16 protein-coding genes are annotated in these 24,422 nt (G+C 72.3%); 14 read left to right on the forward strand and 2 right to left on the reverse strand.

The window, feature by feature from the left end:
* Positions 1–51 precede the first annotated feature (51 nt).
* Both AB0L37_RS11355 and AB0L37_RS11360 read left to right on the forward strand, forming a co-directional pair.
* Entirely contained in the window at positions 52–1,320 is a 1,269-nt protein-coding gene (locus tag AB0L37_RS11355; protein WP_365502876.1) for a MoxR family ATPase, read from the forward strand.
* Between the two features lie 119 nt (positions 1,321–1,439).
* Entirely contained in the window at positions 1,440–2,642 is a 1,203-nt protein-coding gene (locus tag AB0L37_RS11360; RefSeq protein ID WP_365502879.1) for a VWA-like domain-containing protein, read from the forward strand.
* Positions 2,643–2,646: 4 nt separating this feature from the next.
* Here AB0L37_RS11360 and AB0L37_RS11365 read toward each other — a convergent pair whose 3' ends face one another.
* Positions 2,647–3,141, reverse strand: a complete 495-nt coding sequence (locus AB0L37_RS11365) for a PaaI family thioesterase (RefSeq protein ID WP_365502882.1) — start codon at positions 3,139–3,141, stop codon at positions 2,647–2,649.
* A 94-nt stretch (positions 3,142–3,235) separates the two neighbouring features.
* Between AB0L37_RS11365 and AB0L37_RS11370 the strand changes: the two genes are divergently transcribed.
* Entirely contained in the window at positions 3,236–3,703 is a 468-nt protein-coding gene (locus tag AB0L37_RS11370; protein ID WP_365502885.1) for a helix-turn-helix domain-containing protein, read from the forward strand.
* 16 nt (positions 3,704–3,719) lie between these two features.
* On the opposite strand, the gene AB0L37_RS11375 is transcribed toward AB0L37_RS11370, so the two are convergent.
* Positions 3,720–6,080: a GH92 family glycosyl hydrolase gene (locus AB0L37_RS11375; protein ID WP_365502888.1), complete on the reverse strand. Its 2,361-nt coding sequence runs from the start codon at positions 6,078–6,080 to the stop codon at positions 3,720–3,722.
* A gap of 230 nt (positions 6,081–6,310) precedes the next feature.
* Between AB0L37_RS11375 and AB0L37_RS11380 the strand changes: the two genes are divergently transcribed.
* The 11 genes from AB0L37_RS11380 (at position 6,311) to AB0L37_RS11430 (ending at position 24,422) form a co-directional block, all read left to right on the forward strand.
* Positions 6,311–8,092 (forward strand): SpoIIE family protein phosphatase, encoded by a 1,782-nt coding sequence (locus tag AB0L37_RS11380; protein ID WP_365502891.1) that lies wholly within the window; start codon positions 6,311–6,313, stop codon positions 8,090–8,092.
* Between the two features lie 477 nt (positions 8,093–8,569).
* Entirely contained in the window at positions 8,570–10,057 is a 1,488-nt protein-coding gene (locus AB0L37_RS11385; protein ID WP_365502894.1) for a sugar transferase, read from the forward strand.
* Between the two features lie 70 nt (positions 10,058–10,127).
* On the forward strand, positions 10,128–11,444 hold the full coding sequence (locus tag AB0L37_RS11390) for a nucleotide sugar dehydrogenase (protein ID WP_365502897.1): 1,317 nt from the start codon (positions 10,128–10,130) through the stop codon (positions 11,442–11,444).
* Positions 11,434–12,669, forward strand: a complete 1,236-nt coding sequence (locus tag AB0L37_RS11395; RefSeq protein ID WP_365502900.1) for a glycosyltransferase family 4 protein — start codon at positions 11,434–11,436, stop codon at positions 12,667–12,669. Before AB0L37_RS11390 ends, AB0L37_RS11395 begins: the two co-directional genes overlap by 11 nt.
* Entirely contained in the window at positions 12,666–14,030 is a 1,365-nt protein-coding gene (locus tag AB0L37_RS11400; RefSeq protein ID WP_365502903.1) for a Wzz/FepE/Etk N-terminal domain-containing protein, read from the forward strand. Before AB0L37_RS11395 ends, AB0L37_RS11400 begins: the two co-directional genes overlap by 4 nt.
* Entirely contained in the window at positions 14,027–15,556 is a 1,530-nt protein-coding gene (locus tag AB0L37_RS11405; RefSeq protein ID WP_365502906.1) for a Wzz/FepE/Etk N-terminal domain-containing protein, read from the forward strand. Before AB0L37_RS11400 ends, AB0L37_RS11405 begins: the two co-directional genes overlap by 4 nt.
* Positions 15,557–15,558: 2 nt before the next feature.
* On the forward strand, positions 15,559–17,499 hold the full coding sequence (gene asnB, locus AB0L37_RS11410; protein ID WP_365502909.1) for an asparagine synthase (glutamine-hydrolyzing): 1,941 nt from the start codon (positions 15,559–15,561) through the stop codon (positions 17,497–17,499).
* Positions 17,496–19,667, forward strand: coding sequence for a bi-domain-containing oxidoreductase (locus AB0L37_RS11415; RefSeq protein ID WP_365502912.1), 2,172 nt, complete (start codon positions 17,496–17,498; stop codon positions 19,665–19,667). Before asnB ends, AB0L37_RS11415 begins: the two co-directional genes overlap by 4 nt.
* Complete coding sequence (locus AB0L37_RS11420; protein ID WP_365502915.1) at positions 19,667–21,613, forward strand: alginate lyase family protein; 1,947 nt, start codon at positions 19,667–19,669, stop codon at positions 21,611–21,613. Before AB0L37_RS11415 ends, AB0L37_RS11420 begins: the two co-directional genes overlap by 1 nt.
* Positions 21,614–21,622: 9 nt before the next feature.
* Positions 21,623–23,164 (forward strand): right-handed parallel beta-helix repeat-containing protein, encoded by a 1,542-nt coding sequence (locus AB0L37_RS11425; RefSeq protein WP_365502918.1) that lies wholly within the window; start codon positions 21,623–21,625, stop codon positions 23,162–23,164.
* Position 23,165: 1 nt separating this feature from the next.
* Positions 23,166–24,422 (forward strand): O-antigen ligase domain-containing protein, encoded by a 1,257-nt coding sequence (locus AB0L37_RS11430; protein WP_365502921.1) that lies wholly within the window; start codon positions 23,166–23,168, stop codon positions 24,420–24,422.

The raw sequence follows: 24,422 nt of genomic DNA on the forward strand, positions 1-24,422 counted from the left end.
TCTCCGGAACGCCGGACACGTCGTTCCCCGACTCTCCCCCAGGTGATGCCCATGACGCCCAGCCCCAGCACCCTCCTGCCCGCCCCGGCCCCCGCGGCCGCACCCGGCCGCGATCTCGCCGTCGCCGACGACCTGCTCACCCTCCTTCGTACGACGCGTACCGAACCCCGCCCCGACGAGCAGCTCGAAGCGCTCACCCTCGCTGTCTCCGCCGATCTGCCCGTGCTGCTGTGGGGCGAGCCAGGGATCGGGAAGACCGCGGCCCTGACGCAGCTCGCGCAGTCGCTCGACCTGCCGTTGACCACCGTGATCGCGAGCGTGCACGAACCGTCCGACTTCTCGGGGCTGCCCATCGTCGGTGAGGACCCGGCCGTGCGGGGCGTGCCGATGGCGCCGCCGCAGTGGGCCGTCGAGCTGGTCCGGGCCGGGCGCGGGCTGCTCTTTCTCGACGAGTTGTCCACCGCCACCCCCGCCGTGCAGGCCGCGCTGCTGCGGGTCGTCCTCGAACGGCGGGTCGGCGCGCTCCAACTCCCGCCCGGCGTACGGATCGTGGCCGCCGCCAACCCGCGGGCCTCGGCGGCGGACGGCTGGGAGCTGAGCCCGCCGCTGGCCAACCGCTTCGTGCACCTGTACTGGGTCCACGACCGGGACGTCGTCGTGCGCGGCCTCGGTGGCGTCTGGCCCCGCGCCGAGCTGCCCCGCCTCGCACCGGAGCGGCTGCCCGAGGCGGTGGACCTCGCGCGGCGCGCGGTCTGCGGCTTCCTCGCGGCGCGGCCGACGCTCATCCACCGGCTGCCCAACTCCGAGACCCGGCGCGGCGGCGCCTGGCCCTCGCCGCGCAGCTGGGACGCCGCCCTGACCCTGCTGGCGTTCGGCACGGCCGCCTCCGTGTCCCGCGAGGTCCTGGCGCTGCTCGTACGGGGCGCGGTCGGAGACGGCCCGGGGCTCGAACTCCTCGCCCACCTCGACCGGATGGACCTGCCGGACCCGGAGACGTTCCTCGCCGACCCGGCGGGCGCCGAGCTGCCGGAACGCGGTGACCTGCGCCAGGCCGCGCTGGAAGCGGTCGTCGCCGCCGTGGGGGCGCGGCCGGAGCGGGCGCGCTGGGAAGCCGGGTGGGCGGTGCTCGTACGCGCCTTGGAGACCGGCGCCCCCGATCTCCTGGTCGCCCCGGCGACGGCGCTTGCGGGGCTGCGCCGCGACGACTGGGAGGTGCCCGACACGGTGCGGCGCCTGGCCGGGGTGATCGGTCTCGCGCAACGGGCGGAGCGCTCGGTGAGCCGCGTCGAGGCGAACCGCGCGAACGGGGCCCGCCGATGACCGGGACCACGCGGCGGCCGCTGCCCCGCCCGATGCCCAGGCCCGCGCCCCCGCGCCCGGTGCGCGTCGCCCCGCCGACGCCACGGGCTCGGCCCGATGAACCCCGCCGACCGTTGGACATGGAGAAGTTGCTTGCCGCCCGGCTGCACGCCGTGAAGGTCCGCCCGTATCTCGCCGACGCGCTGTTCGCGCTGCACGTGATCGAGGACCACGCGGTGCCGACGATGGGCGTGGACGTGCACTGGCGCTGCTACGTGTCCCCGGGCTTCGTGGCGCGGATGACCGTGGAGGACCTGGCCGGGGTCTGGGTCCACGAGGTCTCCCACCTGCTGCGTGACCACCATGGGCGCAGCGAGCGCCATGCCCGCGAGCACGAGGAGTTCGGGCCGGGGGAGAGGCTGCGGCGCAACATCGCCGCCGACTTCGAGATCAACGACGACATCTACGGCGACGGGCTGCCGCTGCCGCTCGGCGCGGCCCTGCCGTCCATGCTGCGCCTGCCCGACGGGCTCCTGATGGAGGAGTACCTGCGGTCGGCGTCCATGTCCGGGCTCGCCCCGAGCCTGGCATGGCTGGACTGCGGCAGCGGCGCCGACGGACACGAACGGCCCTGGGAACGGGGTCCCGACGGTGCCCACGGACTGACCCGGCAGCAGCGCGACGCGGTCCGCTTCCGCGTCGCGGAGGGCATCAAGGGCCGGCCCGGGGACGCGCCGGAGGGATGGCGGCGGTGGGCGCGGGACGCGTTCCAGCCGCCGCAGCCGTGGCGGCAGTTGCTGGGCGCGGCGATCCGGTCGGCGGCGGGCGCGCCGGGCGTCGGCGAGGACCACACCTACCGGCGCCCGTCCCGGCGCTCCGCCAGCCTGCCCGGCGTGGTGCTGCCGAGCCTGCGCCGCACCCCGCCCCGCGTCTGCGTCGTCATCGACACGTCGGGTTCGGTGAGCGACGCCGAACTGGGCAGCGCCCTGATCGAGGTCGCGGCCATCTCCCGCGCGGTGGGCGGGCGGCGCGATCTGGTCTCGGTGATCTCCTGCGACGCTGCCGCCGGGATCGCCGTCCCGATCTGCCGCGCCGAGAGCCTCGAACTGGTCGGTGGCGGCGGCACGGACCTGCGCTCCGGCTTCACCCGCGCCCTGCGCTCCCGGCCCCGCCCGGACGTGATCGTCGCCCTCACCGACGGCCAGACGCCCTGGCCCTCGGCGCCGCCGCCGTGCCGCACCGTCGTGGGCCTCTTCCCGCGCCCGGGGTACGTGGGCGAGGAGGATCCGGACTACGTGCCGGACACCCCGCCGACCTGGGCGCGCGTCGTCACCATCAACTGAGAGGTCACGCGGCGGGCAGCGGGAAGATCATGCACGTACTGGTCGCATGGGCCAGGACGTGGTCCGTCGCGTCGACCAACTGCGCCTGCGCCAGCGCCGTTTGACGCCCCGCGCTGATCACCGTACCGACGGCACGGACCCGGCCCGTGTCCACGGTGATCCGGCGCAGGAACTTCACCGTCAGGTCCAGCGACGTGTACCCCGTGCCCGGCGGCAGCATCGACTGGACCGCGCAGCCGGCCGCCGAGTCGAGCAGCGTCGCGAAGACGCCGCCGTGCACGCTGCCGATGGGGTTGTAGTGCTCCTCGCCGGGGACGAAGGAGAACACCGCGCGGCCCTTCTCCACCTCGTCGAGGGTGAAGCCGACCGTGGCGCCCACGGGTGCGGCGGGCAGCGTGCCCGCCTGGATCTCGCGGAGGAAGTCCAGGCCGGAGGCCTGCCCCACGGCCGCCGCGGTGCGCCCGGGATCCTCCCACTCGTACGTGCGTGTCCGTCCCACAGTCCCGCCCTTCTCCGTATTTGGCTTCGGAAAATGAAGCTAGCCGGGCGTCATCTGGCTGTCAATCATGAAGCCAGGGCCCTACGATGGCGGTATGGAGTGGGTGGAGACGAGCACGGAGAACTGTCCGGTCCAGCTCACGCTCGACGTCGTCGGGGAGAAATGGACCCTCCTCATCCTGCGCGACGCGTGCAACGGCGTGCGCCGGTTCGACGCGTTCCGCCGCCACATCGGCCTGTCCGAGGCGGTCCTCAGCGACCGGCTGCGCAAGCTCACCGCGGCGGGCATCCTGCGGGCCGTCCCGTACCAGGAACCCGGCAGCCGCTCCCGCAACGAGTACCGCGTGACCCGCAAGGGCTGGGACCTGTGGCCGGTCCTCGTGGCGCTCAAGCAGTGGGGCGAGGCCCACACGGACGCGGGCCCCGAGCCGGTCCTCGACCTGCGGCACACCGACTGCGGCGCACCGGTCCGGGTGACGGTCGGCTGTGAGCACGGGCACGCCGCGCTCGCCCCGGCCGAGGTGACCGCCAGGCCGGGGCCGGCGGCCCGGCCCGCGTCCTGACGGTCACCCGCACCCGTCAGTCCTGCGCCACCGCGGGCGGAGCGGCGTCGACGCCCCACCGCGTGGGCCGGTCGGACAACGTGACACTGATCGTGCCCGAGCGGAGCAGGTCCTCGTGCGACAGCCAGCTGCGCGGCGACGCGCCCCGGTCCGTGCGCACCGACGCCACGTACTGGAGCTTCGACGCGTTCGCGCCCGGCGCCTCGATCCGGATCGCGCGACCGTGCGCGGGCCGGATCTCGACCTTCTCGAACATCGGCGCCGACAGGACGTAGCGCGCCGAGCCCGGCTGTGCCTCGAAGACGCCCGCCATGGCGAAGACGAGCAGCGACGACGTCGCGCCGAGATCGTCATTGCCGGGCATGCCGTACGCGTCGTCCGTGAACAGCGTCCGCATCGCCCGCAGCACCGCCGACGTCTTCCACGGCGCGCCGGTCCACGCGTACATCCACGGCGTGTGGAAGTCCGGCTCGTTGTTCGGGTTGAACGCGAAGTTGTTGTGGTAGTCGTACGCGCCCGTCACCCAGGACTCCGAGGCGGCCTTCGCCGGGTCGGTGAGCACGGTCGGCATGTCGAAGAACGTGTCGAGCCGCTGCTCCGCACCCGACGCTCCGCCCATCAGGCCGAACAGGGTCTTCGGGTCCTGCTGGGCCAGCCACTGGTACTGCCACGCGGTGCCCTCGTGGAACGCGCCCGACTGCGTCGGGTCCGGGTCGCCGGCGACCGTGCCGTCCTCGTTCCGCGTGACCGGGAACCCGGTGAAGCCCTTCGACGTGACGCCGCTGTCCCAGAGCTTGCTGAAGTTGTCGCAGCGCGCGGCGAGCGTCGCCGCCTCGTCCCGGTGGCCGAGGCCCGCCGCCATCGTGGACAGCGCGCAGTCGCCGAGCGCGTACTCGAGCGTGGCCGAGCCCGCCTGCCGGCTGTCGCCGAACTTGTAGCCCGGCAGATTCCGATAGCCGATCCAGCCGTTCTTCACGTACGTCGGATTGCCGTCACGGCCGCGGAAGACCGACTGGTCGGCCGGCACCTCGTTGGCGTTCTTCCACAGGGCGTCGAAGAGACCGCGCGCGGTGCTGTCGTCGAGCAGGCCGCGGTTGTAGAGGTCGACCACCCAGGGCGTGACGGGGTCCCCGCTCATCACGTTGGTCTCGCCGCCGCCGAGCCCCCAGCGGGGCAGCCAGCCGCCGTCCCGGTAGATGCGAAGCACCGACTTCGCCATGTCCGCGGCCTTGTCCGGGTGCAACAGGGCCACCAGCTGGTTCTGCGAACGGTAGGTGTCCCACAGCGAGAACATCTGGTAGTACGGCGCGTCCGCCCGGTGCACCTTGTCGTCGAAGCCGCGGTAGCGGTGGTCGACGTCGGAGCCGATCGAGGGGTGGAGCAGCGAGTGGTAGAGCGCCGTGTAGTACGTGCGCTGGTCGGCGGTGCTGCCGCCCGCGACGCGCATCCGGTTCAGCTCGCCGCGCCACTTCGCGTGCGCGGCGCCGCGCGCCGCGTCGAACGACGCCGGCTGCTCGGCCCCGCGGTTCAGCCGCGCCCCGTCGACCGACGTGTAGGACAGGCCCACCGACGACCCGACCTGCCGCCCCTGCGCCGCGTCGAACGACAGCCACGCGCCCGCGCGCTTGCTGCCGCGCGACGCCTCCCGCTGCCCCGGCGTGAGGGTCCCGTCGGTCCAGGTGCCGAATGTCTTGAACGTACGGTCGAACTTGGCGCTGAAGTAGACCCGGTAGCGCTCCTTGCCGGTCTCCCAGCAGAAGTTGCCGCCCTGGACCCAGCCCTCCACGGTGTCGTCGCCGACCACCTTGATGTCGCCGGCGAACGTGTTGCCGTTGCTCTCACCGGCCTCGATGAGCACGTTCTGGGTGCCCGCGTCGGCCGGGTACGTGTAGCGGTGCTGGCCGGTGCGCTGCGTCGCGGTGAGCTCGGCCTCGATGCCGTTGGCGAACGTCACGCCGTAGTAGCCGGGGGAGCGGGTCTCGTCGGCATGGCTGAACTTCGCCTTGTACTGCTCCGGATCGGACGAGGTGACCGCGCCCGTCGTCGGCATGAAGCGGATGTTGCCCATCGTCTGGCAGCCGACGCCCGAGAGGTGGGTGTGGCTGAAGCCGAGGATGGTGTCCTGCGCGTAGTCGTACGACGCGTACTTGTTCAGCTGGGTGTCCGGGCTCAGCTGGACCATGCCGAACGGTGCGGCGGCGCCCGGGAAGGTCGTCCCGTCGCCGTTGTTGCCGACCGACGTGTCGACCAGCGCGGTGGGGTCGGCGGCGAACCGCGCGCCCCGTTCCTGGGCGGTGGCGACGCCGCTCGTGAGCGACGCGGCGGCCACGGTGGTGAGGATCAACGCGGTCGTCACCCCGCGTCTGAGGGCTCTCATCGGTCCCATCGGTCGCATGACGAACCTTTCGTACTCGACAACGTTGTCAGAGTGATGCCTGCCGATCTTCGTCTCCGGGACGCGCATCCGTCAATGCCTCGTCCGCGCCCGCCAGTTGGCGTCGGGGTGTGCCGCGAGGGGGCCGAACGGACGAGGGAGCGCAGGCGCGCCGCCGCCGATCGGCGGACCATGGGGGGAGCAGATGCGCCGAGCAGACGGGAGTGCCGCAGGTGGGTGGTGGGCGCGAGCACGGCGATGCCGAGGGGGCCGACGCGTACGACGCCGAGATGCGCCAGGTCGAGGAGCTGAACCGGATGGCGGGCCCGGCCGCGGGCGGATCGGCCCGGGTGACCGAGCGGATGCGCCACCGGGGCGCCGACCTGCTCGTGACGGGGCACGCCCTCGCGCGGGTCGAGTCCCTCGGCGAGGCGCTCACGCTGATCTCCCGGCTCACCGATCCCACGCTGCCGCTGTGCGGGCAGGCCGTGTTCCGGGCCGACCGGGAACTCCTGCACTGTGTCGGCCAGTTGGGGCTCCAGGAGGGGGAGGGGGACGCCTACCGGCTGTCGCTGGGCACCGCCCATCCGGCCACCCAGGTGGCGCGCACCGGACGCCCCGTGTTCCTGGCCTCCCCGCAGGAGTTCCGCGACCGGTTCCCCGCGACCTGGCAGCTCTCGGACCGGCAGGGGTACGCGGCCTGGGCGTTCCTGCCCCTGACCACGTACGGCCGGCTCACCGGTGTGTGGATGGCGGCCTTCGACGCCCCGGTCCGGATGACAGGCGGTCTCGGCGCCTTCCTGCGGACCGTCGCCGCCCTCCTCGGCCAGAGCATCGAGCAGACCTACGACGAGCAGGCCGACCGCGCGCTCTCGCAGAGCCTGCGCAGCAGCATGGGCCGGGTCGGCTCCGGCACGGAGGGCCTCACCGTCGCCGCCCGATACCTGCCCACCGGCGGCGGCCTCATGGTCGGCGGCGACTGGTTCGACTGCATCGACCTGCCCAGCGGACGCCTCGGTGTCGTCATCGGCGACGTCCAGGGGCACGACGTCCAGGCGGCGGGCCTGATGTCCCAGCTGCGCACCGCCATCCACGCCTACGCCGCCGAGGGGCACGGCCCCGACGCCGTCCTGGTCCGCGCCTCGCACTTCCTGGCGTCCCTGGGCGAGGGCCGCTTCGCCACCTGCATCTACCTGGAGGCCGACCCCGCCACCGGCACCCTGCGCATCGCCCGGGCCGGACACCCGCACCCCGTCCTGCGTCTGCCCGACGGCACCTGCCTGCTCAAGCACGTACGGGGCGGACTGCCGCTCGGTCTCGACCTCGGGGAGGACGACTACCCGGTCAGCGTCGTCTCCCTGCGCGAGAACGAGATCCTCATGCTGTGCACCGACGGGCTGATCGAGTCCGGCGGCCACGACATGTACTCCGGCTGGCTCCGGGTCCGCGACGCGCTGACGCCCGGCGGCCCCGACGACGTCGACGGCCTCGCGGACCGGCTCCTGAACGCGGTGGTCGCGCCGCACGCCGGTCAGCCCGCCTCCTTCACCGAGGACGACATCGCCCTGCTCCTGCTGCGCCGCGACCCGTCCACCGCCCACGAGGACGCCACCGGACGGCATCTGCGCCTCACCCTCGAACAGGACCAGGCGCAGGGCCTCGCCGACGCGCGCATCGAGCTCCAGGGCCTGCTCCACGACTGGGCGCGCCCCGAACAGGTCGACACCACGGTCCTGCTCGCCTCCGAACTCCTCGGCAACGTACTCATCCACACCGAACAGTCCGCCGTCCTGCGGGCCGACATCAGCGGGCCGCAGGGACACCGGCGGCTGCGCGTGGAGGTCACCGACCGCAGCGACGAGGTCCCGCACCGCCGCGCCCCCGGCGAACTCTCCTCGTCGGGCCGCGGACTCGTCCTCCTGGACCTGCTGGCCCACCAGTGGAACGTACGCCCCGAACCGGAGGGCAAGACGGTGTGGTTCGCGCTCGACGAGGACGGTCCCGAGGAGCCGTGAGAGCGCCTGGGCCCCGCCCGCCGTCCCGCGTCACCGGGGCCACTTTCCGCTTCCGCTTTCATGGGCGAGAACAGGCCCCGGGCATCGGTCATCCGGACATGCTGTGGTCGGCGGCCGGACAACTTCGTTGATGTCCTTGGTAGTTGAAGCTGTCGGAAGCCTCGCTGTCGTCGCAGGTCAAGCGGTACGACTTCGTTGTCATGGCGCCGACTCGCCTGCCAGGGCTCAGGTAATGACCTTCAAATCTTGGGCACGAATTCCACACATGCCTCTCTCCAGGGGGGTTCCGATGGTCTAGATTGACCGTGCTTCACATGCTGGGACACGAGGCGACAAATGATGATCTATTGCCGCCAGGGTGGGCTGTTCCCGTTGCGGTGGAGCGGCCGGGTTGCCATCCGCGGGGGCGGGGGCCGCCCGGGGGGAGGAACGGCGTAAAACGACCACGTCGTACCACTGGGGACCGGGGGGGGTTCTGTGCGTCAGGGGGGATTAGTCGGCCCTTTTCCGTCTGCGCGCGGGCGTTTGGCCAATGGAGAGTTCGGCCAGCTCGCGCATGACTGGGAACAGCGGTACCGGCTCACGGTGATCACCACCGACACCATCGCCACCGCATTGGTGGTGGCGGGCATCGGGAATTTCTTCGGGGCCCGCGACGCGGCCAACTGGCATGAGAAATGGGGCATTCTCGCGTTCGGCACCGAGATATTGGTCCTCGGTGCGCTCGCGGTCAGCAGAGCCTGGGCGCCGGCCGTGCTCGGCCAGGGCGCCGAGGAGTTCCGCAGACTCGGGCGCTCGCTGTTCACGGCCACAGTCGTCCTCGCGCTCGGCGGCATCGCCCTGACCTCGCGCAACATCAAGCTCTGGATCTTCGTCGCGATCCCCGCGATCGCCCTCGTCACCATGACCGCGCGCTACGTGCTCCGCCTGTGGCTGCACCGGCAGCGCAAGGACGGCTGGTGTCTGCGCCCGGTGCTCGCCGCCGGAAGCCCGGAGACGGTGCGCGATCTGATCGCCCGTACCCGCAAGTTCCCGCACCTCGGCTGGCGGGTGGAAGCGGTCTGCACGACCGGCGGGACGGGGCCCGACGGCGACGTCCCCGTCGACCTCGACGGGGTGCCCGTCGTCGGTCGACTGGCCGATGTGGCCAGCCATGTACGGCGCGACGGCTACCGCGTCGTCGCCGTCACGCCCGACCCGCACTGGTCCCCCGACCGGCTCCAGCGGCTCGCCTGGAACCTGGAGGGCAGTGACGCCGAGATGGTCGTCGCGCCCGTCCTGATGGAGGTGGCGGGACCGCGGCTGCACGTCGACGCCGTGCTCGGCATCCCGCTGCTGCGGGTCAGCATGCCGACCTTCAGCGGAGGCCGCCGAGCCATCAAGGGCGTCGTCGACCGGCTGGGCGCGGCCGTCCTGATCGTGCTGCTCGCACCGCTGATGATCCTCGTCGGACTGCTCGTCCTCGCCGACAGCCGCGGCGGGGCGCTGTACCGCCAGCGCCGGGTCGGCAAGGACGGGCGCGAGTTCACCATCTTCAAGTTCCGCACCATGGTCTCCGGAGCGCACCAGGCGCGCGCCCAGCTCGCCGACCGCAACGAAGGCGCGGGACTGCTGTTCAAGCTCCGCGTGGATCCGCGGGTGACACGGGTGGGAGCGGTGCTGCGCCGCTACTCGCTCGACGAACTCCCGCAGCTGTTCAACGTGTTGAGCGGTTCGATGTCGCTCGTGGGCCCGCGGCCCCCGCTGCCGGAGGAGTCCGCCGCGTACGGCCCGGACATCCGGCGCCGGCTCCTGGTCAAGCCGGGACTGACCGGCCTGTGGCAGATCAGCGGACGCAGCGACCTGCCGTGGGAGGAGGCGGTCCGCCTCGACCTGCGCTACGTCGAGGACTGGTCCCTCGCCCTCGACACGGTGATCTTGTGGAAGACGCTGCGTGCGGTGCTGCGCGGGCAGGGGGCGTACTGATGCGGGGACGTCGCACCGGCGCCGCGCGGAGCGCAGGCCGCAAGGGCCTGCCTGGGGGGAGGAACGCGTCATGAGAGTCAGCGTTTTCGGGCTCGGTTACGTGGGCTGCGTGTCGGCCGCGTGCCTGGCCGGCATGGGCCACGAGGTCATAGGCGTCGACGTCAACCAGGTGAAGGTCGACCTGGTCAACGACGGCAAGGCGCCGGTCGTCGAGGAGCGGATCGGCGAACTCACCGCCGATGTCGTACGCACCGGCGCCCTGCGCGCCACCGTCGATGTCCGTGAGGCGATCAGGAACAGCGAGATATCGCTGATCTGCGTCGGCACCCCGTCCGAGGCCAACGGCAGCCTGTGCACCACCTACTTGGAGCGGGTCACCGAACAGATCGGCGCCGCGCTCGCCGAGCGGGGCGGGCGGCACACCGTCGTGTTCCGCAGCACGATGCTCCCCGGCACCTGCCTGAACCTGCTCCTGCCGATCCTGGAGAAGCACGTCGGCGGCACGGCCGGAGTGGACCTGGGCGTCGCGGTCAACCCGGAGTTCCTGCGCGAGGGCACCAGCGTGCGGGACTTCTTCGACCCGCCCAAGACCGTCGTCGGTGAAATCGACAAGGCCAGCGGCGACGCCGTCCTCGCCCTGTACGGCGGCCTGCCCGGCGAGGTGTTCCGGGTACCCGTCCCGGTGGCCGAGGCCATCAAGTACGCGGACAACTCGTTCCACGGACTCAAGATCGGTTTCGCCAACGAACTGGGCGCGGTGTGCCAGGCACTCGGCGTCGACTCGCACCAGGTCATGGACGTGTTCCTCGCCGACCGCAAGCTCAACATCAGCCCCGCCTACCTGCGGCCCGGCTTCGCGTTCGGCGGCTCCTGCCTGCCCAAGGACCTGCGCAGCCTGGTCCACGCGGCACAGCGGGCCGACATCTCCGTACCGATCCTGTCCCATGTGCTCGCCTCGAACGCCGACCACCTGCAACGCGCGGTGGACCTCGTCGAGCGCACCGGCAAGCGCCGCGTCGGCCTGTTCGGGCTCTCCTTCAAGCCCGGCACCGACGACCTGCGCGAGAGCCCGCTCGTCGAACTGGCGGAGCGGCTCCACGGCAAGGGCTACGACCTGCGCATCCACGACGCCAACGTCAGCCTCTCCCGGCTGATGGGCGCCAACCGCGAGTACATCGAGACCCGCCTTCCGCACCTCGCGCAACTGCTCGCGGACTCCGTCGACGAAGTCCTCGACCACGCCGAGGTGTGCCTGGTCGGCACCAAGGACCCGGCGGTCCTGTCGGCGCTGCCGCACGGCGGCGGCTCCGTGATCGTCGATCTCATCCGCCTTCCCGACGCGGAGACGCGCCGGACCGAACCGGGGTACGTGGGCCTTGCCTGGTAAAGCAACGAGCGGCGACCGGCCCGGCCGGCGCGCGCTGATCCTCGTGGAGAACCTGTCGGTCCCCTTCGACCGGCGGGTGTGGCAGGAATGCACGACCCTGCGCGACGCCGGCTGGAGCGTGGACGTCATCTGTCCGCAGGGGAGCAAGAGAGACACCGAGGCCGAGGCGGTCATCGACGGGGTGCGGATCCACCGCTACCCGCTGCAAGCCGCCACCGGAGGCCCGGCCGGATATCTCAAGGAGTACGGAACGGCGCTGTGGCACACGGCCCGCCTGGCCCGCAAGGTCGGACCGGTCCATGTGGTGCACGCCTGCAACCCGCCCGACCTGCTGTTCCTGGCCGCCCGATGGCTCAGGCGGCGCGGCGCGCGATTCGTCTTCGACCAGCACGACCTGGTGCCCGAGCTGTACCTCTCGCGCTTCGGCCGCGGCAAGGACCTGCTCTACCGCGCCGTGTGCGCGCTCGAACGGCGCACCTATCGGGCCGCCGACGTCGTGCTCGCCACGAACGAGAGCTACCGTGACGTCGCCATGGACCGCGGCGGCAAGCGCCCCGAGGACGTCTTCGTCGTACGCAGCGCACCGCAGGTCGACCGGTTCCAACCGGTGCCGCCCGAGCCGGAGTTGAAGCGCGGCAAGGAACATCTGCTGTGCTACCTCGGCGTGATGGGACCCCAGGACGGCGTCGACTACGCGCTGCGCGCCCTCGCGAAACTCCGTGACGAGTGCGGCCGGAGCGACTGGCACGCCGTGTTCGTCGGCTCCGGCGACGCCTTCGACGCGATGGTGGAGCTCTCCCGGGGGCTGGGGCTCGACGACCAGGTGCAGTTCACCGGGCGGATACCCGACGCGGATCTGGTGCGCTACCTGTCCACCGCGGACATCTGCCTCTCGCCCGACCCGCGCAACCCGCTCAACGACGTGTCGACCATGAACAAGGTCCTGGAGTACATGGCGATGGGCCGGCCGATCGTCTCGTTCGACCTGAAGGAAGCACGCGTCTCCGCGGGCGAGGCTGCCGTCTACGCGCCCGCGAACGACGAGGCCGCGTTCGCCAAGCTCATCACGGTCCTCATGGACGACCCGGAGAAGCGCGCCCGCATGGGCACGATCGGCCAGGAGCGGATCAGCGGGCCGCTGTCCTGGAGCAATTCGCAAGCGTCGCTGCTCGCCGCCTACGCCGCCGCCTGCCGTGACCGCGCAAGGAAGAGGCCGCGCACGTGAGCGAGGACACGATACGCCTGGTCACGATCGGGCGGATGTTCCACCGGCGGTGGCGGGTGCTCGCCGTCGCCGCCGTGGTCGGCGCGCTCGTCGGCTACGGCATCTCCGTGGTGTTCCCGCCGCGGTACACGGCCTCCGCCTCGGTGCTGCTCCCGGGGCAGTGGGAGGAGCGCGAACTGCTCACCCAGGTGGACATCGCGACCAGTTCGGTGGTCCTCGACCGCACGGCGGCGGGGCTCCACTGGAGCGGCGTGCACGGAACCGACCTGCGCGGGAAGGTCAGCGCCAAAGCCGCCGACGGGAACATCATCAAGCTCTCGGGCACGGCCGACACACCCGCGCGCGCCCAGCGGCTCTCCGACCGGCTGGCCAAGGAGTTCGTCTCCTACGCCCTGCGGATCGCGGGCGGCGGCACGTCCGAGGCGGTCTCGGCGCCCGAGGCGCTGCGCAAGCAGGTCAGGGCGACCAACAAACGCATCACCGAGCTGGCCGAGTCCGCCGACCCGGGGCAGAGCGTGGAGAGCGTGCAGGCCCGCACCGCGCTCGAGAAGCTGCGCACCTCGCTGGAAGAGGCCATGCGCAAACTGGACGAGGCCGACCCGGCGAACATCATGGCCAACATGGTCGTCATGGGCCCCGCGGCCCGGCCCACCGAGGAGGCGCCGCCGACCCGGATCCAACTCGTCGTCGCCGGGGCGCTGTTGGCGTTCCTGCTCGCGATCGTCGGCCATCTCGTCGCCGCCCGGATGAACCGCCGGCTGCGCACCGAGGCGGAGATCACCGCCGCACTGGGCTCGACGCTGATCGGCACCGTCGACGTACCGGACGAGCGCGGCGCACACCGGGCCGAGGGCCACGGCAAGCGGGCCCGGCTGCGCCGGCTGCTCGGCGCGGACACGCGGTGGGACCTGCCCGCGCCCCTACGCTCGCGCGACGCGGCGGGACGGCGCATCCGCTACGGGCGGGTCTGCGCCCGGCTGCGCGGTGAACTGCCGCACGCCCGGCGCCTGTTGCTCCTCGTACCGGAAGGCGACGAGATCGCCCTGCGGGCCGCGGAGCAGCTCGTCGCCGAGGCACACGGCGATCCGGCGCTGCGCGCGGTGACGGTCTCGCTCGACCTGCCCCTGGTACCGGACCGCGACACGGAGTCCGGCGCCCTCGTCGTCCTCAGCGCCGGCAGCTGGACCGCGGCGGAGCTGACCGGCCTCGCCGAGGCGTGCGCCGACGGCGGGCACGAGGTCGTCGGCGTCGTCGTCGCCGACCCGGTCCGCGCCCTTCCCGAGCGCTCCACCGGCGACGGGCCCGACCGGGCCGCGCCGGTGCTCGCGGGGCGCGGCCAGTCGACGGGAGGGCCGGCATGACCAGCACACGTACGAACACGACTGCGGAGCCGTCCGCAGCCGTCCCCCTCTTCGACCTCCAGGGCCTGGTCGTGGCGGTGCGCAGGCGCCGTCGCCTCTGGTACGCCATGGCGCTGCTCGGCCTGCTGGCCGGCGCCGCGGTGGCGGTCCTGCTGCCGCCGCCTCCCAGCGCCGTGACCAAGGTCCTCGTCGCGCACAAGGAGGACCAGCCCAATGACACCGGCACGCTGATGCGCACCGACGTCCAGCTGCTCGGCACGACCCGGATCGCCGAGTCCGCCCTGAAGTCCCTGGGTTCCCGGGACAAGGCCGAGGACTTCATGAAGGACTACCGGGGCACCGGCCTGACCAACAACCTGATGCAGATCGACGTCACCGCCGACAGCGACGCGCAGGCGGTGGCCCGCGCCAAGGCCCTGGCCGAGGCGTTCGTCACCGACCACGTGCAGCGGATGAAGGACACGGCGAAGGCCGAGTCCAAGGCGCTGACCGACCAGCGCGACCGGATGCGCAAAGAGCTGGAGCAGGTCAACGCGACGATCGGGGAACGCTCGCCGGAGAGCGACCCGCAGAACGCGGCGAGCATCGAGTCCCTCTTCGCCCGCCGGGCCGAACTCAACTCGCGGATCGCCGACTTCGACCAGCGCGCCGACGAGGCACGCACCGGCACGCCCGACGTCATCGCCGGTACGCAGATCGTGGACGCCGCGCGCGCGGTGCACCACTCCCTGCCGAAGGCCCTCGTCACCGACGCCCTCATCGGCCTCGTCCTCGGCCTCGTCGCCGGACTGGCCCTCGCGGCCGTCGGCGTCGTGGTCCGCGACCGGCCCGTGCTGCGCCGGGACATCGCGGCCAACCTGGGCGCCTCGGTCATCGCCGAACTGCCCCACCGCTCGGGCCGGTTGTGGCGGCGCCGACGCAACCGTACGGCGGGCGAACGCCTCACCGCGCATCTCGCCCGCACCGTGCGCGGCTCCACCGAACCGGTGTCCCTGCTCGAACTGGGCTGCGCCCGCAACGCGAGCGCGATCGCCCTGGACGTCGGCCGCGCGCTGGTCGCGGAGGGGCCGGTCACCGTCATCGACGGCCTGCCCGGCAGCCAGCTCGCGCGCCGCCGGAAACAGCAGGGAGACCCGAGCGTGGTGGGCGGCGAGCGGGCCGCGACCGTGTCCGACCAGGAACGCCGCATCGGAGTGGGATCGGTCGCGCCCGGCACCGCGTGGACCGACCTGCACTACCTCGGCACGCAGACCGTGCTCGTGGTCCGCGCCGGGCACGGCAGTGCCGCCTGGCTGCACACCGTGGCGCGGCAACTCGCCGACCAGCACATCCCGGTGATCGGCGTCGTGCTGATCGACCCCGACCCGCGGGACCGGACCGACGGCACGCTGTGGGACGGGCTGCACACCGCGCTGCGCGGCCGCAGCGAGCGGCTGCCCCGGCAGAACGGGACGGAGCTGCGCCGCACCGAGCGGCAGCCGATCTGGGCCGCACAGGGCCGGGACAACGACCAGGAGGCGCGGTAGTCATGTGTGGCATCGCAGGGACGTACCGCTGGCCCGACGGGAAGGCCGTCACCGACCGGCTCACCGACACCCTCGCCCACCGCGGCCCGGACGCGGCGGGCCGCTACGGCCACCCCGCCGGCGACGGCGAGGTGCAGCTCGGACACCGCAGGCTGTCCATCATCGACCTGTCCGAGACCGGGGCCCAGCCCATGGTCAAGGACGGCCTCGCGCTCACCTACAACGGCGAGCTGTACAACGCGCCCGAGCTGCGCGCCGAACTCGCCGCCACCGGCGTCCGCTTCCGCGGCACCTCCGACACCGAGGTGATCCTGGAGGCCTGGCGGTGCTGGGGCACGGACTGCCTGCCTCGGCTGCGCGGCATGTTCGCGTTCGGGATCTTCGACGAGCGCACCGGCGAACTGGTCCTGGTCCGCGACCAGTTGGGCATCAAGCCGCTGTTCCTGCTGCGCCGCGGCGACGGTCTCGTCTTCGCCTCCGAGCTCAAGGCGCTCGCCGCCGCGACCGGCGGCACCCTCGACGTCGACCCGGCGGCCCTGGTCGCCTCCCTCCTCTACTACTGGGTGCCGGACTCGCGGTGCGCGTACCGCGAGGCGGAGAAGCTGCCGCCGGGGAGCTGGCTGCGCTGCCGGCCCGACGGCCGGGTGGAGCGCGGCCGTTACTGGAACCTGAAGGACGTCGCCGCCGAGGGCCGGGCCCGGGCCCGGGCGGGGGAGCGCCCGGACCTCGCCGCGATCGTCGAGGAGTCGACCCGGCGCCATCTGCTCTCCGACGTGCCCGTGGCGACCTTCCTCTCCGGCGGCCTGGACTCCAGCTGGCTGACCGCGCTCGCCGCCCGCCACCAGCCGGGCATCTCCGCGTACACCATCGGATTCCGCGCCGAGGACGCCAAGTTCGAGGCGATGCCGGACGACCTGCGCTACGCCCGCCAGGTCGCCCAGCGGTTCGGCGTCGACCTGCACGAGATCGAGATCGCCCCGGACGTGCTCGACCTGCTGCCGCGGATGACGCACCACCTGGACGAGCCGATCGGCGACCCCGCCGCGATCAACACCTTCCTGATCTGCTCGGCCGCCCGCGAGGCCGGGGTCAAGGTGATGCTCTCGGGCATGGGCGCCGACGAGCTGTTCGCCGGATACCGCAAGCACTTCGCGAACCTGCTCGCGCTGCGCTACCAGCGGGTCCCGCGGCCCCTGCGGCGCGGCCTGTCGGCGGCCGTGGACCGGCTGCCGGTCGCGACGAGCCGCCGCGGCTACCGGTCGGTCCGCTTCGCGAAGCGGTTCCTCTCCTTCGCCGACCTGCCGGAGGAGACCGCGTTCCGGCGCAGCTACACCATGTACGACCAGGGCGAGTTGCTCGACCTCGTCAACCCGGACCTGGCCGGCACGGTCGACGACGTGCTGACCGAGCACGCGGACGTCTACGCGGACAACGACCTCGACGACTTCGTCAACCGCATGTGCCTGGCCGACGCCCGGATGTTCCTGCCGGGCCTGAACCTCGCGTACACCGACCGCTCCAGCATGGCGGCCTCCACCGAGGTGCGCGTGCCGTACGTGGACGTCGAGGTGGTGAAGGCGGCGTTCACCGTGCCCGGCGACCGCAAGATCGTCGGACGGCAGGGCAAGGCCGCCCTCAAGGAGGCGGCCACCTCCATCCTGCCCAGGGAGATCGTCTACCGGCCCAAGGGCCTGTTCAGCGCCCCGCTGCGGGCCTGGATGAGCCGGGACCTGGCACCGCTGGTGCGCGAGGTGGTCAACGACGGCCTGCTCGTACGCGACGGATTCCTGCGGCGCGACGCGCTGCGGCGGATGGTCGCCGAGGACGCCGCGGGACAGCGGGACTTCTCCAAGCATCTGTGGCATGTGCTGACCCTCGAGTACTGGTACCGCGACGCGACCTCCGGGTCCACGACGGCAAAGAAGCAAGGGGACTTCCGGTGAAACAGGTTGTGCAGAACTACAAGAGCGGCGAGCTGGCGCTGCTCGACGTCCCGGTGCCGGGGTGCAAGCCGGGCGGCGTGCTGGTGCGCACCGCCTACTCGCTGATCTCCACCGGGACCGAGCTGATGAAGGTCTCCGAGGCCGGCATGTCGATGGTCGGCAAGGCCCGTTCGCGCCCCGACCAGGTCGCCAAGGTGATGCAGAGCGTCGCCACGAACGGCGTACCCGCGACCTACCGCAAGGTCATGGGCAAGCTGGACTCCTACACCCCGCTCGGCTACTCGCTGTGCGGCGTGGTCGAGGAGGTCGGCGCAGGCGTCGACGACGTGAAGGTCGGCGACCTCGTCTCCTGCGCGGGCAACGAACACGCCCTGCACGCCGAGCTGAACTGGGTGCCGAAGAACCTCTACGCCCGGGTGCCCGACGGCCTCGCCGCCCGCCACGCCGCCTTCGGCACCGTCGGCTCGATCGCGTTGCAGGGCGTGCGCCAGGGCGAACCGCAGCTCGGCGAGAGCGCCCTGGTCATCGGCCTCGGCCTGATCGGGCAGCTGGTCGTGCAGTTGCTCACCGCGTCGGGCGTACGCGTCGTCGGCGCCGACCCGGACCCGGCGCGCTGCGAACTGGCCGAGAGCCTCGGCGCCGTGGCCTGCGGCGACCCCGGCTCCGCGGCCGTGGAGAACGCCGTCGCCGACCTCACCGACGGGTACGGCGTCGACCAGGTGTACCTGGCCGCCGGCGGCGGCAGCAACCAACCCGTCGAGCTGGCCGCGCAGTTGAGCCGCGACCGCGGCCGGGTCGTCGACATCGGCAAGTGCCGCCTGGACCTTCCGTGGAACGCGTACTACGAGAAGGAGCTCGACGTCCGGTTCTCGCGGTCCTACGGCCCCGGCCGCTACGACCCGGAGTACGAGCTGGAGGGGCGGGACTACCCCATCGGCTACGTGCGCTGGACCGAGCGCCGCAACCTGGCGTGCTTCCTCGACCTCGTCGCCCGTGGCCGCGTCGACGTGGAGCCGCTGGTCACCCACACCGCCGCCTTCGACGAGGCCGTCGAGACGTACCAGCGCCTGAAGGACGGCGAGTTGAAGGCCGTGACCGTCCTGTTCCGCTACCCCGAGCAGGAGGCGGCGACGGTGCCCGCCCCGGCGGTGACGGTGCCCGCCGCGCGCGTCGCGCCGAGCCCGGCCCGCGCCGCGAGGACGCCGGTCCGCCTCGCGTTCGTCGGCGCGGGCAACTACGCGACGTCGATGCTCCTTCCGCACCTGGCCGGACGCGAGGGCGTCGAGCTGGCCACGGTCGTCACCACGACGGCCCTGTCCGCGGCCAACGCACAGCAGAAGTTCGGCTTCGCCGAGGCCACCACCGACCTCGACGCCGTCCTCGGCGACACGTCGATCGACGCGGTGTTCGTCGTCACCCGGCACAGCTCGCACGCCGACCTGACCCGCAAGGCCCTGCTCGCCGGCAAGGCGGTCTTCGTGGAGAAGCCCCTCGCGCTCACCGAGGAGGACCTCGCCGGGGTGCTCGCGGCCGTGGAGGAATCCGGCAACGACCGCCTCCAAGTCGGCTTCAACCGCCGCTTCGCGCCACTGCTCCAGGAGGCCAAGCAGCGGTTCGGCGCCCGCACGGGACCGGCGAGCCTGCGCTACCTCGTCAACGCGGGGCGGCTCCAGCACGGCAGCTGGTATCTGCGCCACGGCAGCGAGGGCTCGCGGTTCGCCGGCGAGGGCGGCCACTTCATCGACACGGCGAGCTGGCTGCTCGACGCCGACCCGGTCTCCGTGTACGCGGTCGCGCCCGACGGCAACGAGGACCTCCAGGTCGTCCTGCGCTACCCCGACGGCTCCACCGCCACCCTCAGCTACCTGACCACGGGCCCGTCGAGCCTGCCCAAGGAGACCCTCGACCTGGTCGCCGACGGACGGGCGCTGCGCCTCGACGACTTCGTCCGCGCCTCGGTGTACGGACGCAAGAAGTGGGTCAGCTCGAAGCTGCCGAAGGCCCGCGACAAGGGCCAGAACGCCGAACTCGCGGCGTTCGTCAAGGCCGTCCGCACCGGCGGACCCATGCCCGTACCGCTGGAGTCGCTGGTCGCCACGACGGCGGCCACCCTCGCCGTGCAGACCGGACTCGCCGCCGGCGCCCCGGTGACGTTGGCGAGGCCGTGATGACCATGAGCGCGGGCTGGTACCTCCGGCGGCTGTCCCGGATGGGGCCGCAGGAGGTCGTCGGCCGGGCCGGTGACGCGGTGCGCCGACGGCGCTGGCGCACGGCGCATCCGGTCTGCCCCACCGTCACCGACGCCCGGTTCACCGCGGTGCTGCCCGCGGGCACGGTCGCCGCGATCGCCCCGGACGCCGCGAAGCGGCTCGTCGCCGAGGCGGACCGGCTGATGTACGGGCACATCGAGTTCTTCGGCATGGTCCGCGACGACCTCGTCGACCCGGACTGGTGGTACGACCCGAAGACCGGCCGGCGGGCCCCGTTCGGCTACTCCTTCGGCGTGCCCTACCGCGACGAGGAGGCCGTCGGCGACATCAAGCAGATCTGGGAGCTCTCCCGCCACCAGTACCTGACCGTGCTGGCCGCCGCCTACGCGGTCACCGGCGACGACCGGTACGCCGAGCGCGTGGCCGACCATCTGCGGTCCTGGTGGGCGGCCAACCCGCCGCTGCGCGGGGTGCACTGGATCAGCGGCATCGAGCTGGGCATCCGGCTCCTCTCCTGGGTGTGGGTCCGGCGGCTCCTCGACGGCTGGCCGGGCGCGGCCGAGCTGTTCGAGGAGAACCCGGTGGCGGTGCACCAGATCTGGCACCACCAGCGCTGGCTGGCCGCGTTCCCCAGCCGGGGCTCCTCGGCGAACAACCACGTCATCGCCGAAGCGGCAGGGCAGCTCGCCGCCGCCTGCGCCTTCGACTGGTTCCCGGCGTCCGCGCGCTGGCGGGCCGCGGCCCTGCGCTCTCTGGAGCGGAACCTGCGCGCCAACACCTTCCTGTCCGGCATCAACCGCGAACTGGCCTCCGAGTACCACGGCCTCGTCCTGGAACTGGGCCTTGCCGCGCTCGCCGAGGCCGACGCCTCCGACGTGCCGGTCCCCGCGACCGTCCGTCTCGTCCTGCTGCGGATGACCGACGCCCTCGCCGCCGTCGTCGACAACCGGCTGCGGCCCCCGCGCCAGGGCGACGCGGACGACGGCCACGGCCTGGTCGTGGACGGCGCGGGCACCGACCGCTGGGGCTCGCTCCTCGCCACCGGCGACGCGGTGTTCGGTCGCCTCGACTGGTGGCCCGAGGTGACCGGCACGGATGTGCGCACCCCGCTGCTCGCCGCGCTCATCAAGCCCGGCGCGCTGTCCGCGTCCCGCCCGGCGCGCCGCCCCGACCACTTCGCCGACGCGGGGCTGACCATCCTGCGCGGCCCCGAGGAGATCTGGTGCCGCTGCGACGGCGGCCCGCACGGCTTCCTGTCCATCGCCGCGCACGCCCACGCGGACGCCCTGTCCGTCGAGGTCAGGCACGACGGGGTCGACGTGCTCGCCGACCCGGGCACGTACTGCTACCACGGGCAGCCCGCGTGGCGGCAGTACTTCCGCTCGACGCTCGGCCACAACACGCTCCAGCTGGACGGCTCCGACCAGTCCGTGTCCGGCGGCCCGTTCCTGTGGACCCGGCACGCCGGCACCCGCGTCCTGGTCGCGGACACGACCGGCGCGGTCGCCCGCTGGACCGCCGAGCACGACGGCTACCAGGAGTCCGTACACCGGCGGCAGGTCGAACTCGACGCGGAGAGCGGGGAGTTGACGGTCAGCGACGAGGTGCGTGGTCCCGCGCGGTCCGTGCGCCTCGCGTTCCACCTCGGTCCCGCGGTCTCCGCGGACCTGACGGGACGCCGGGCCCGGCTCAGCTGGACCCGCGACGGCGAGGAGCGCTCCGCCGTGCTCGACCTGCCCGAAGGGCTGACCTGGCAGGCGCACCGCGGGGAGAGCGAGCCGCCGCTCGGCTGGTACTCCGCCGGATTCGGGCGCAAGGAACCCGCCACGACGCTGATCGGCACCGGTACCCGTACCGCCGACGGCACGGACGGTTTCACCACCGTGCTCAGGTTCGACGGCTAGGGGGAGCGCGTGGGAAAGAAGAGGCGGCCGTGGGCGTCGGCGGTGGCAACGCTGGCGCTGGTCCTGCTGGCGCCGACCGGCTGTGACAGCAGCACGTCGGACGCCGGAGCCAAGCCGAGCGCCGAGCCGACGACCGCCGCGCCGGCGCCCGTGCCCGTCGCCCGGATCTGCGCCGAGCCCGCGACCGGACCGGCGAAGGCCCCGGCCGGCGCGGTCACCGTCGACCCCTCGGTCGTCGGCGACCTCGCCGCGAAGACCAAGACCAACCCGCCGGACACCACCTTCTGGCTCGCCCCCGGCAAGCACCGGCTCGAACCGGACCGCTACGCCCAGGTCGTCCCCAAGAAGGGCGACCGCTACCTCGGTGCGCCCGGCGCGGTCTTCGACGGCGGGGGGAAGAACCAGTACGCGTTCGCTGGCGACGCCCCGAACGTCACGATCCGCTATCTGACGGTGCAGCACTTCGTCGCCCCGCACGACGAGGGCGTGGTCAACCACGACTCCGCCGACGGCTGGGTGATCGAGCACGCCACGATCCAGTACAACTCCGCCGCCGGTCTCATGGCGGGCGCCCGCCAGCAGGTCCGCGCCAGCTGCCTGCGCGAGAACGGCCAGTACGGCATGAACGCGTACAAGGGCAACGGACGCCTCACCGGCCTCGTCCTGGAGGGCAACGAGATCGTCGGCAACAACACCGGCGACTGGGAGCGCAAGCGCGAGGGCTGCGGCTGCACCGGCGGCGTGAAGTTCTGGGCCGTCAACGGCGCGGACGTACGCGGGAACTGGGTCCACGACAACCGCGGCACCGGCCTGTGGGCGGACACCAACAACAACGACTTCCGCATCGAGAAGAACGTCATCGAGGCCAACGACGGCGCCGCGCTGATCTACGAGACCAGCTACAACGCGGTGATCCGCGACAACACGATCCGGCGCAACAACTGGGTCGACGGCCGCAGGCAGGCGAAGGACGGCGACAACTTCCCGTTCGCCACCCTCTACGTCTCCGAGTCCGGCGGCGAACCCCGGGTCAAGGCCCGCACCGACAAGATCGAGATCTACCGGAACGTCCTGGAGAACAACTGGTCCGGGATCACCCTGTGGGAGAACGCCGACCGGTTCTGCAACTCCCCGGCCAACACCTCGTCCGGCGACTGCACGCTCCTGGTCAAGAACGTCAAGCGGTGCGTGAAGCCCGCCATCGCCAAGCCGCCGCTGTACGAGGACTGCCGCTGGAAGACGCAGCGCGTCGACATCCACGACAACCGCTTCGTGCTCGACAAGTCCGTCGTCAAGTGCACTCAGAAGTGCGACCGCATGGCCGTGCTCGCCAACTTCGGCACCTACCCGGACTGGTCGCCGTACAAGGGCGAGAAGGTGGCGAAGGCGATCACCCGCGAGCAGCACAACCGCTGGCACGACAACACCTATGTCGGCGCGTGGAAGTTCGTCGCCCAGGACACCAGCCAGGTCGTCACCGCCAAGCGCTGGCAGGGCACCTCCTTCCGGCAGGACGCGGGCAGCACCTTCCGCGCACGGGCCGGTGGTTGAGATGAGCGAAGACCTGCGGCAGGAGACCGCCACCCCGAAGATCATCGGGACGGTGTGGGGACTCCTCATCCTCAACACGCTCGGCTCCGCCGGCGCGAAGACCATCGTGCCGCTGCCCCGCTCCCTCATCCAGATGGTCACGATGGGCGCGCTGGTCGCCGCGTTCACGCTGGCGCTCGCCGTCAACCTGCGGCTGCGCGTGCGCCCCAGCGCGTACGTCTTCCTGCTCACCCTGCTCCTCGTGCCGAGCATCGTGGCGAGCGCGGATCTGGAGTCCGGGTTCGGCGCGCTGTTCCGCTGCTTCCGCTTCGCGCTCTTCGTCGCCACGCTCTGGCTGCTCAGCCGCTGGTGGGACGGCGGCCTGGGCTTCGTACGGCACCACATCCGGATGTACTTCGCGGTGCTCGGCTCGGTCGCCGCCGGGCTGGTCATCTCGCCCGGCGCCGCCCTGCCCGAGCTGTACGGAGGCCGGCTCGTCGGCGCGCTGTGGCCGCTCACCCCGCCGCAGATCGGGCAGTACGCCGCGGTGATCATCGGCCTCACCGTGCTGCTCCTGCTCGGCCGCAGGACCGACCGGACCAGCGCCGCCGTGGTCATCGTGCCGTCCCTGGTGCTGCTCGCGCTGACGCATACCCGTACGGCCACGCTCGGCCTGATCATCGGCCTCGCGCTGGCGATCTGCTCACTGCTGCTCACCAGCGCGGCCGCCCGGCGGTTCTTCACCTGGGCCGTGGTGATCGTCGTGGTCGCGGCGGTGGGGTTCGCCTCCATGCTCCAGGCGTGGTTCCTGCGCGGGCAGACCCAGGAGAACTTCTCCAACCTCACCGGCCGGGCCAAGGTGTGGGACGCGCTCCTCGCGGCGCCCCGCTCGACCGCCGACATGGCGTTCGGCACGGGCCTGGGCGACAAGTCCTTCGGCGGCCTGCCGATCGACAACAGCTGGCTGGCCGTCTACCACGAGCAGGGTCTGATGGGCGTGTCCCTCGTGGCGGCGATCCTCCTCGTCCTCGGCGGCGTCGCCCTGCTGCGGCCGCCGTCGCTCCAGCGGGCCTGCGCGATCTTCCTGATCAGCTACTGCGCGATCGCCTCCTACACCGAGGCGGGGCTCGGCGACGCCTCGCCCTATCTGCTCCATCTGGCGCTTGCCGCCTCGCTGCTGGCGGCGCCGGCCCAGGCGCTCGCGCCGCCGCGCCGGTCCGTACCCGTAGCCGAGAAACGACCTGTGCCGCGCTGGGCCCGGGACCGGGAGGTGACCTGA

The sequence above is a fragment of the Streptomyces sp. NPDC052225 genome, assembly GCF_040679615.1.
In the GTDB taxonomy this organism is placed as follows: domain Bacteria; phylum Actinomycetota; class Actinomycetes; order Streptomycetales; family Streptomycetaceae; genus Streptomyces.

Bases quoted from the DNA above. Each gene is read 5' to 3' on its own strand.
- AB0L37_RS11360 (WP_365502879.1), top strand. From the start codon at position 1,440: ATGGAGAAGTTGCTTGCCGCCCGGCTGCACGCCGTGAAGGTCCGCCCG.
- AB0L37_RS11420 (WP_365502915.1), top strand. From the start codon at position 19,667: ATGACCATGAGCGCGGGCTGGTACCTCCGGCGGCTGTCCCGGATGGGG.
- AB0L37_RS11370 (WP_365502885.1), top strand. From the start codon at position 3,236: ATGGAGTGGGTGGAGACGAGCACGGAGAACTGTCCGGTCCAGCTCACG.
- AB0L37_RS11430 (WP_365502921.1), top strand. From the start codon at position 23,166: ATGAGCGAAGACCTGCGGCAGGAGACCGCCACCCCGAAGATCATCGGG.
- AB0L37_RS11355 (WP_365502876.1), top strand. From the start codon at position 52: ATGACGCCCAGCCCCAGCACCCTCCTGCCCGCCCCGGCCCCCGCGGCC.
- asnB (WP_365502909.1), top strand. From the start codon at position 15,559: ATGTGTGGCATCGCAGGGACGTACCGCTGGCCCGACGGGAAGGCCGTC.
- AB0L37_RS11390 (WP_365502897.1), top strand. From the start codon at position 10,128: ATGAGAGTCAGCGTTTTCGGGCTCGGTTACGTGGGCTGCGTGTCGGCC.
- AB0L37_RS11405 (WP_365502906.1), top strand. From the start codon at position 14,027: ATGACCAGCACACGTACGAACACGACTGCGGAGCCGTCCGCAGCCGTC.
- AB0L37_RS11375 (WP_365502888.1), bottom strand. From the start codon at position 6,080: ATGAGAGCCCTCAGACGCGGGGTGACGACCGCGTTGATCCTCACCACC.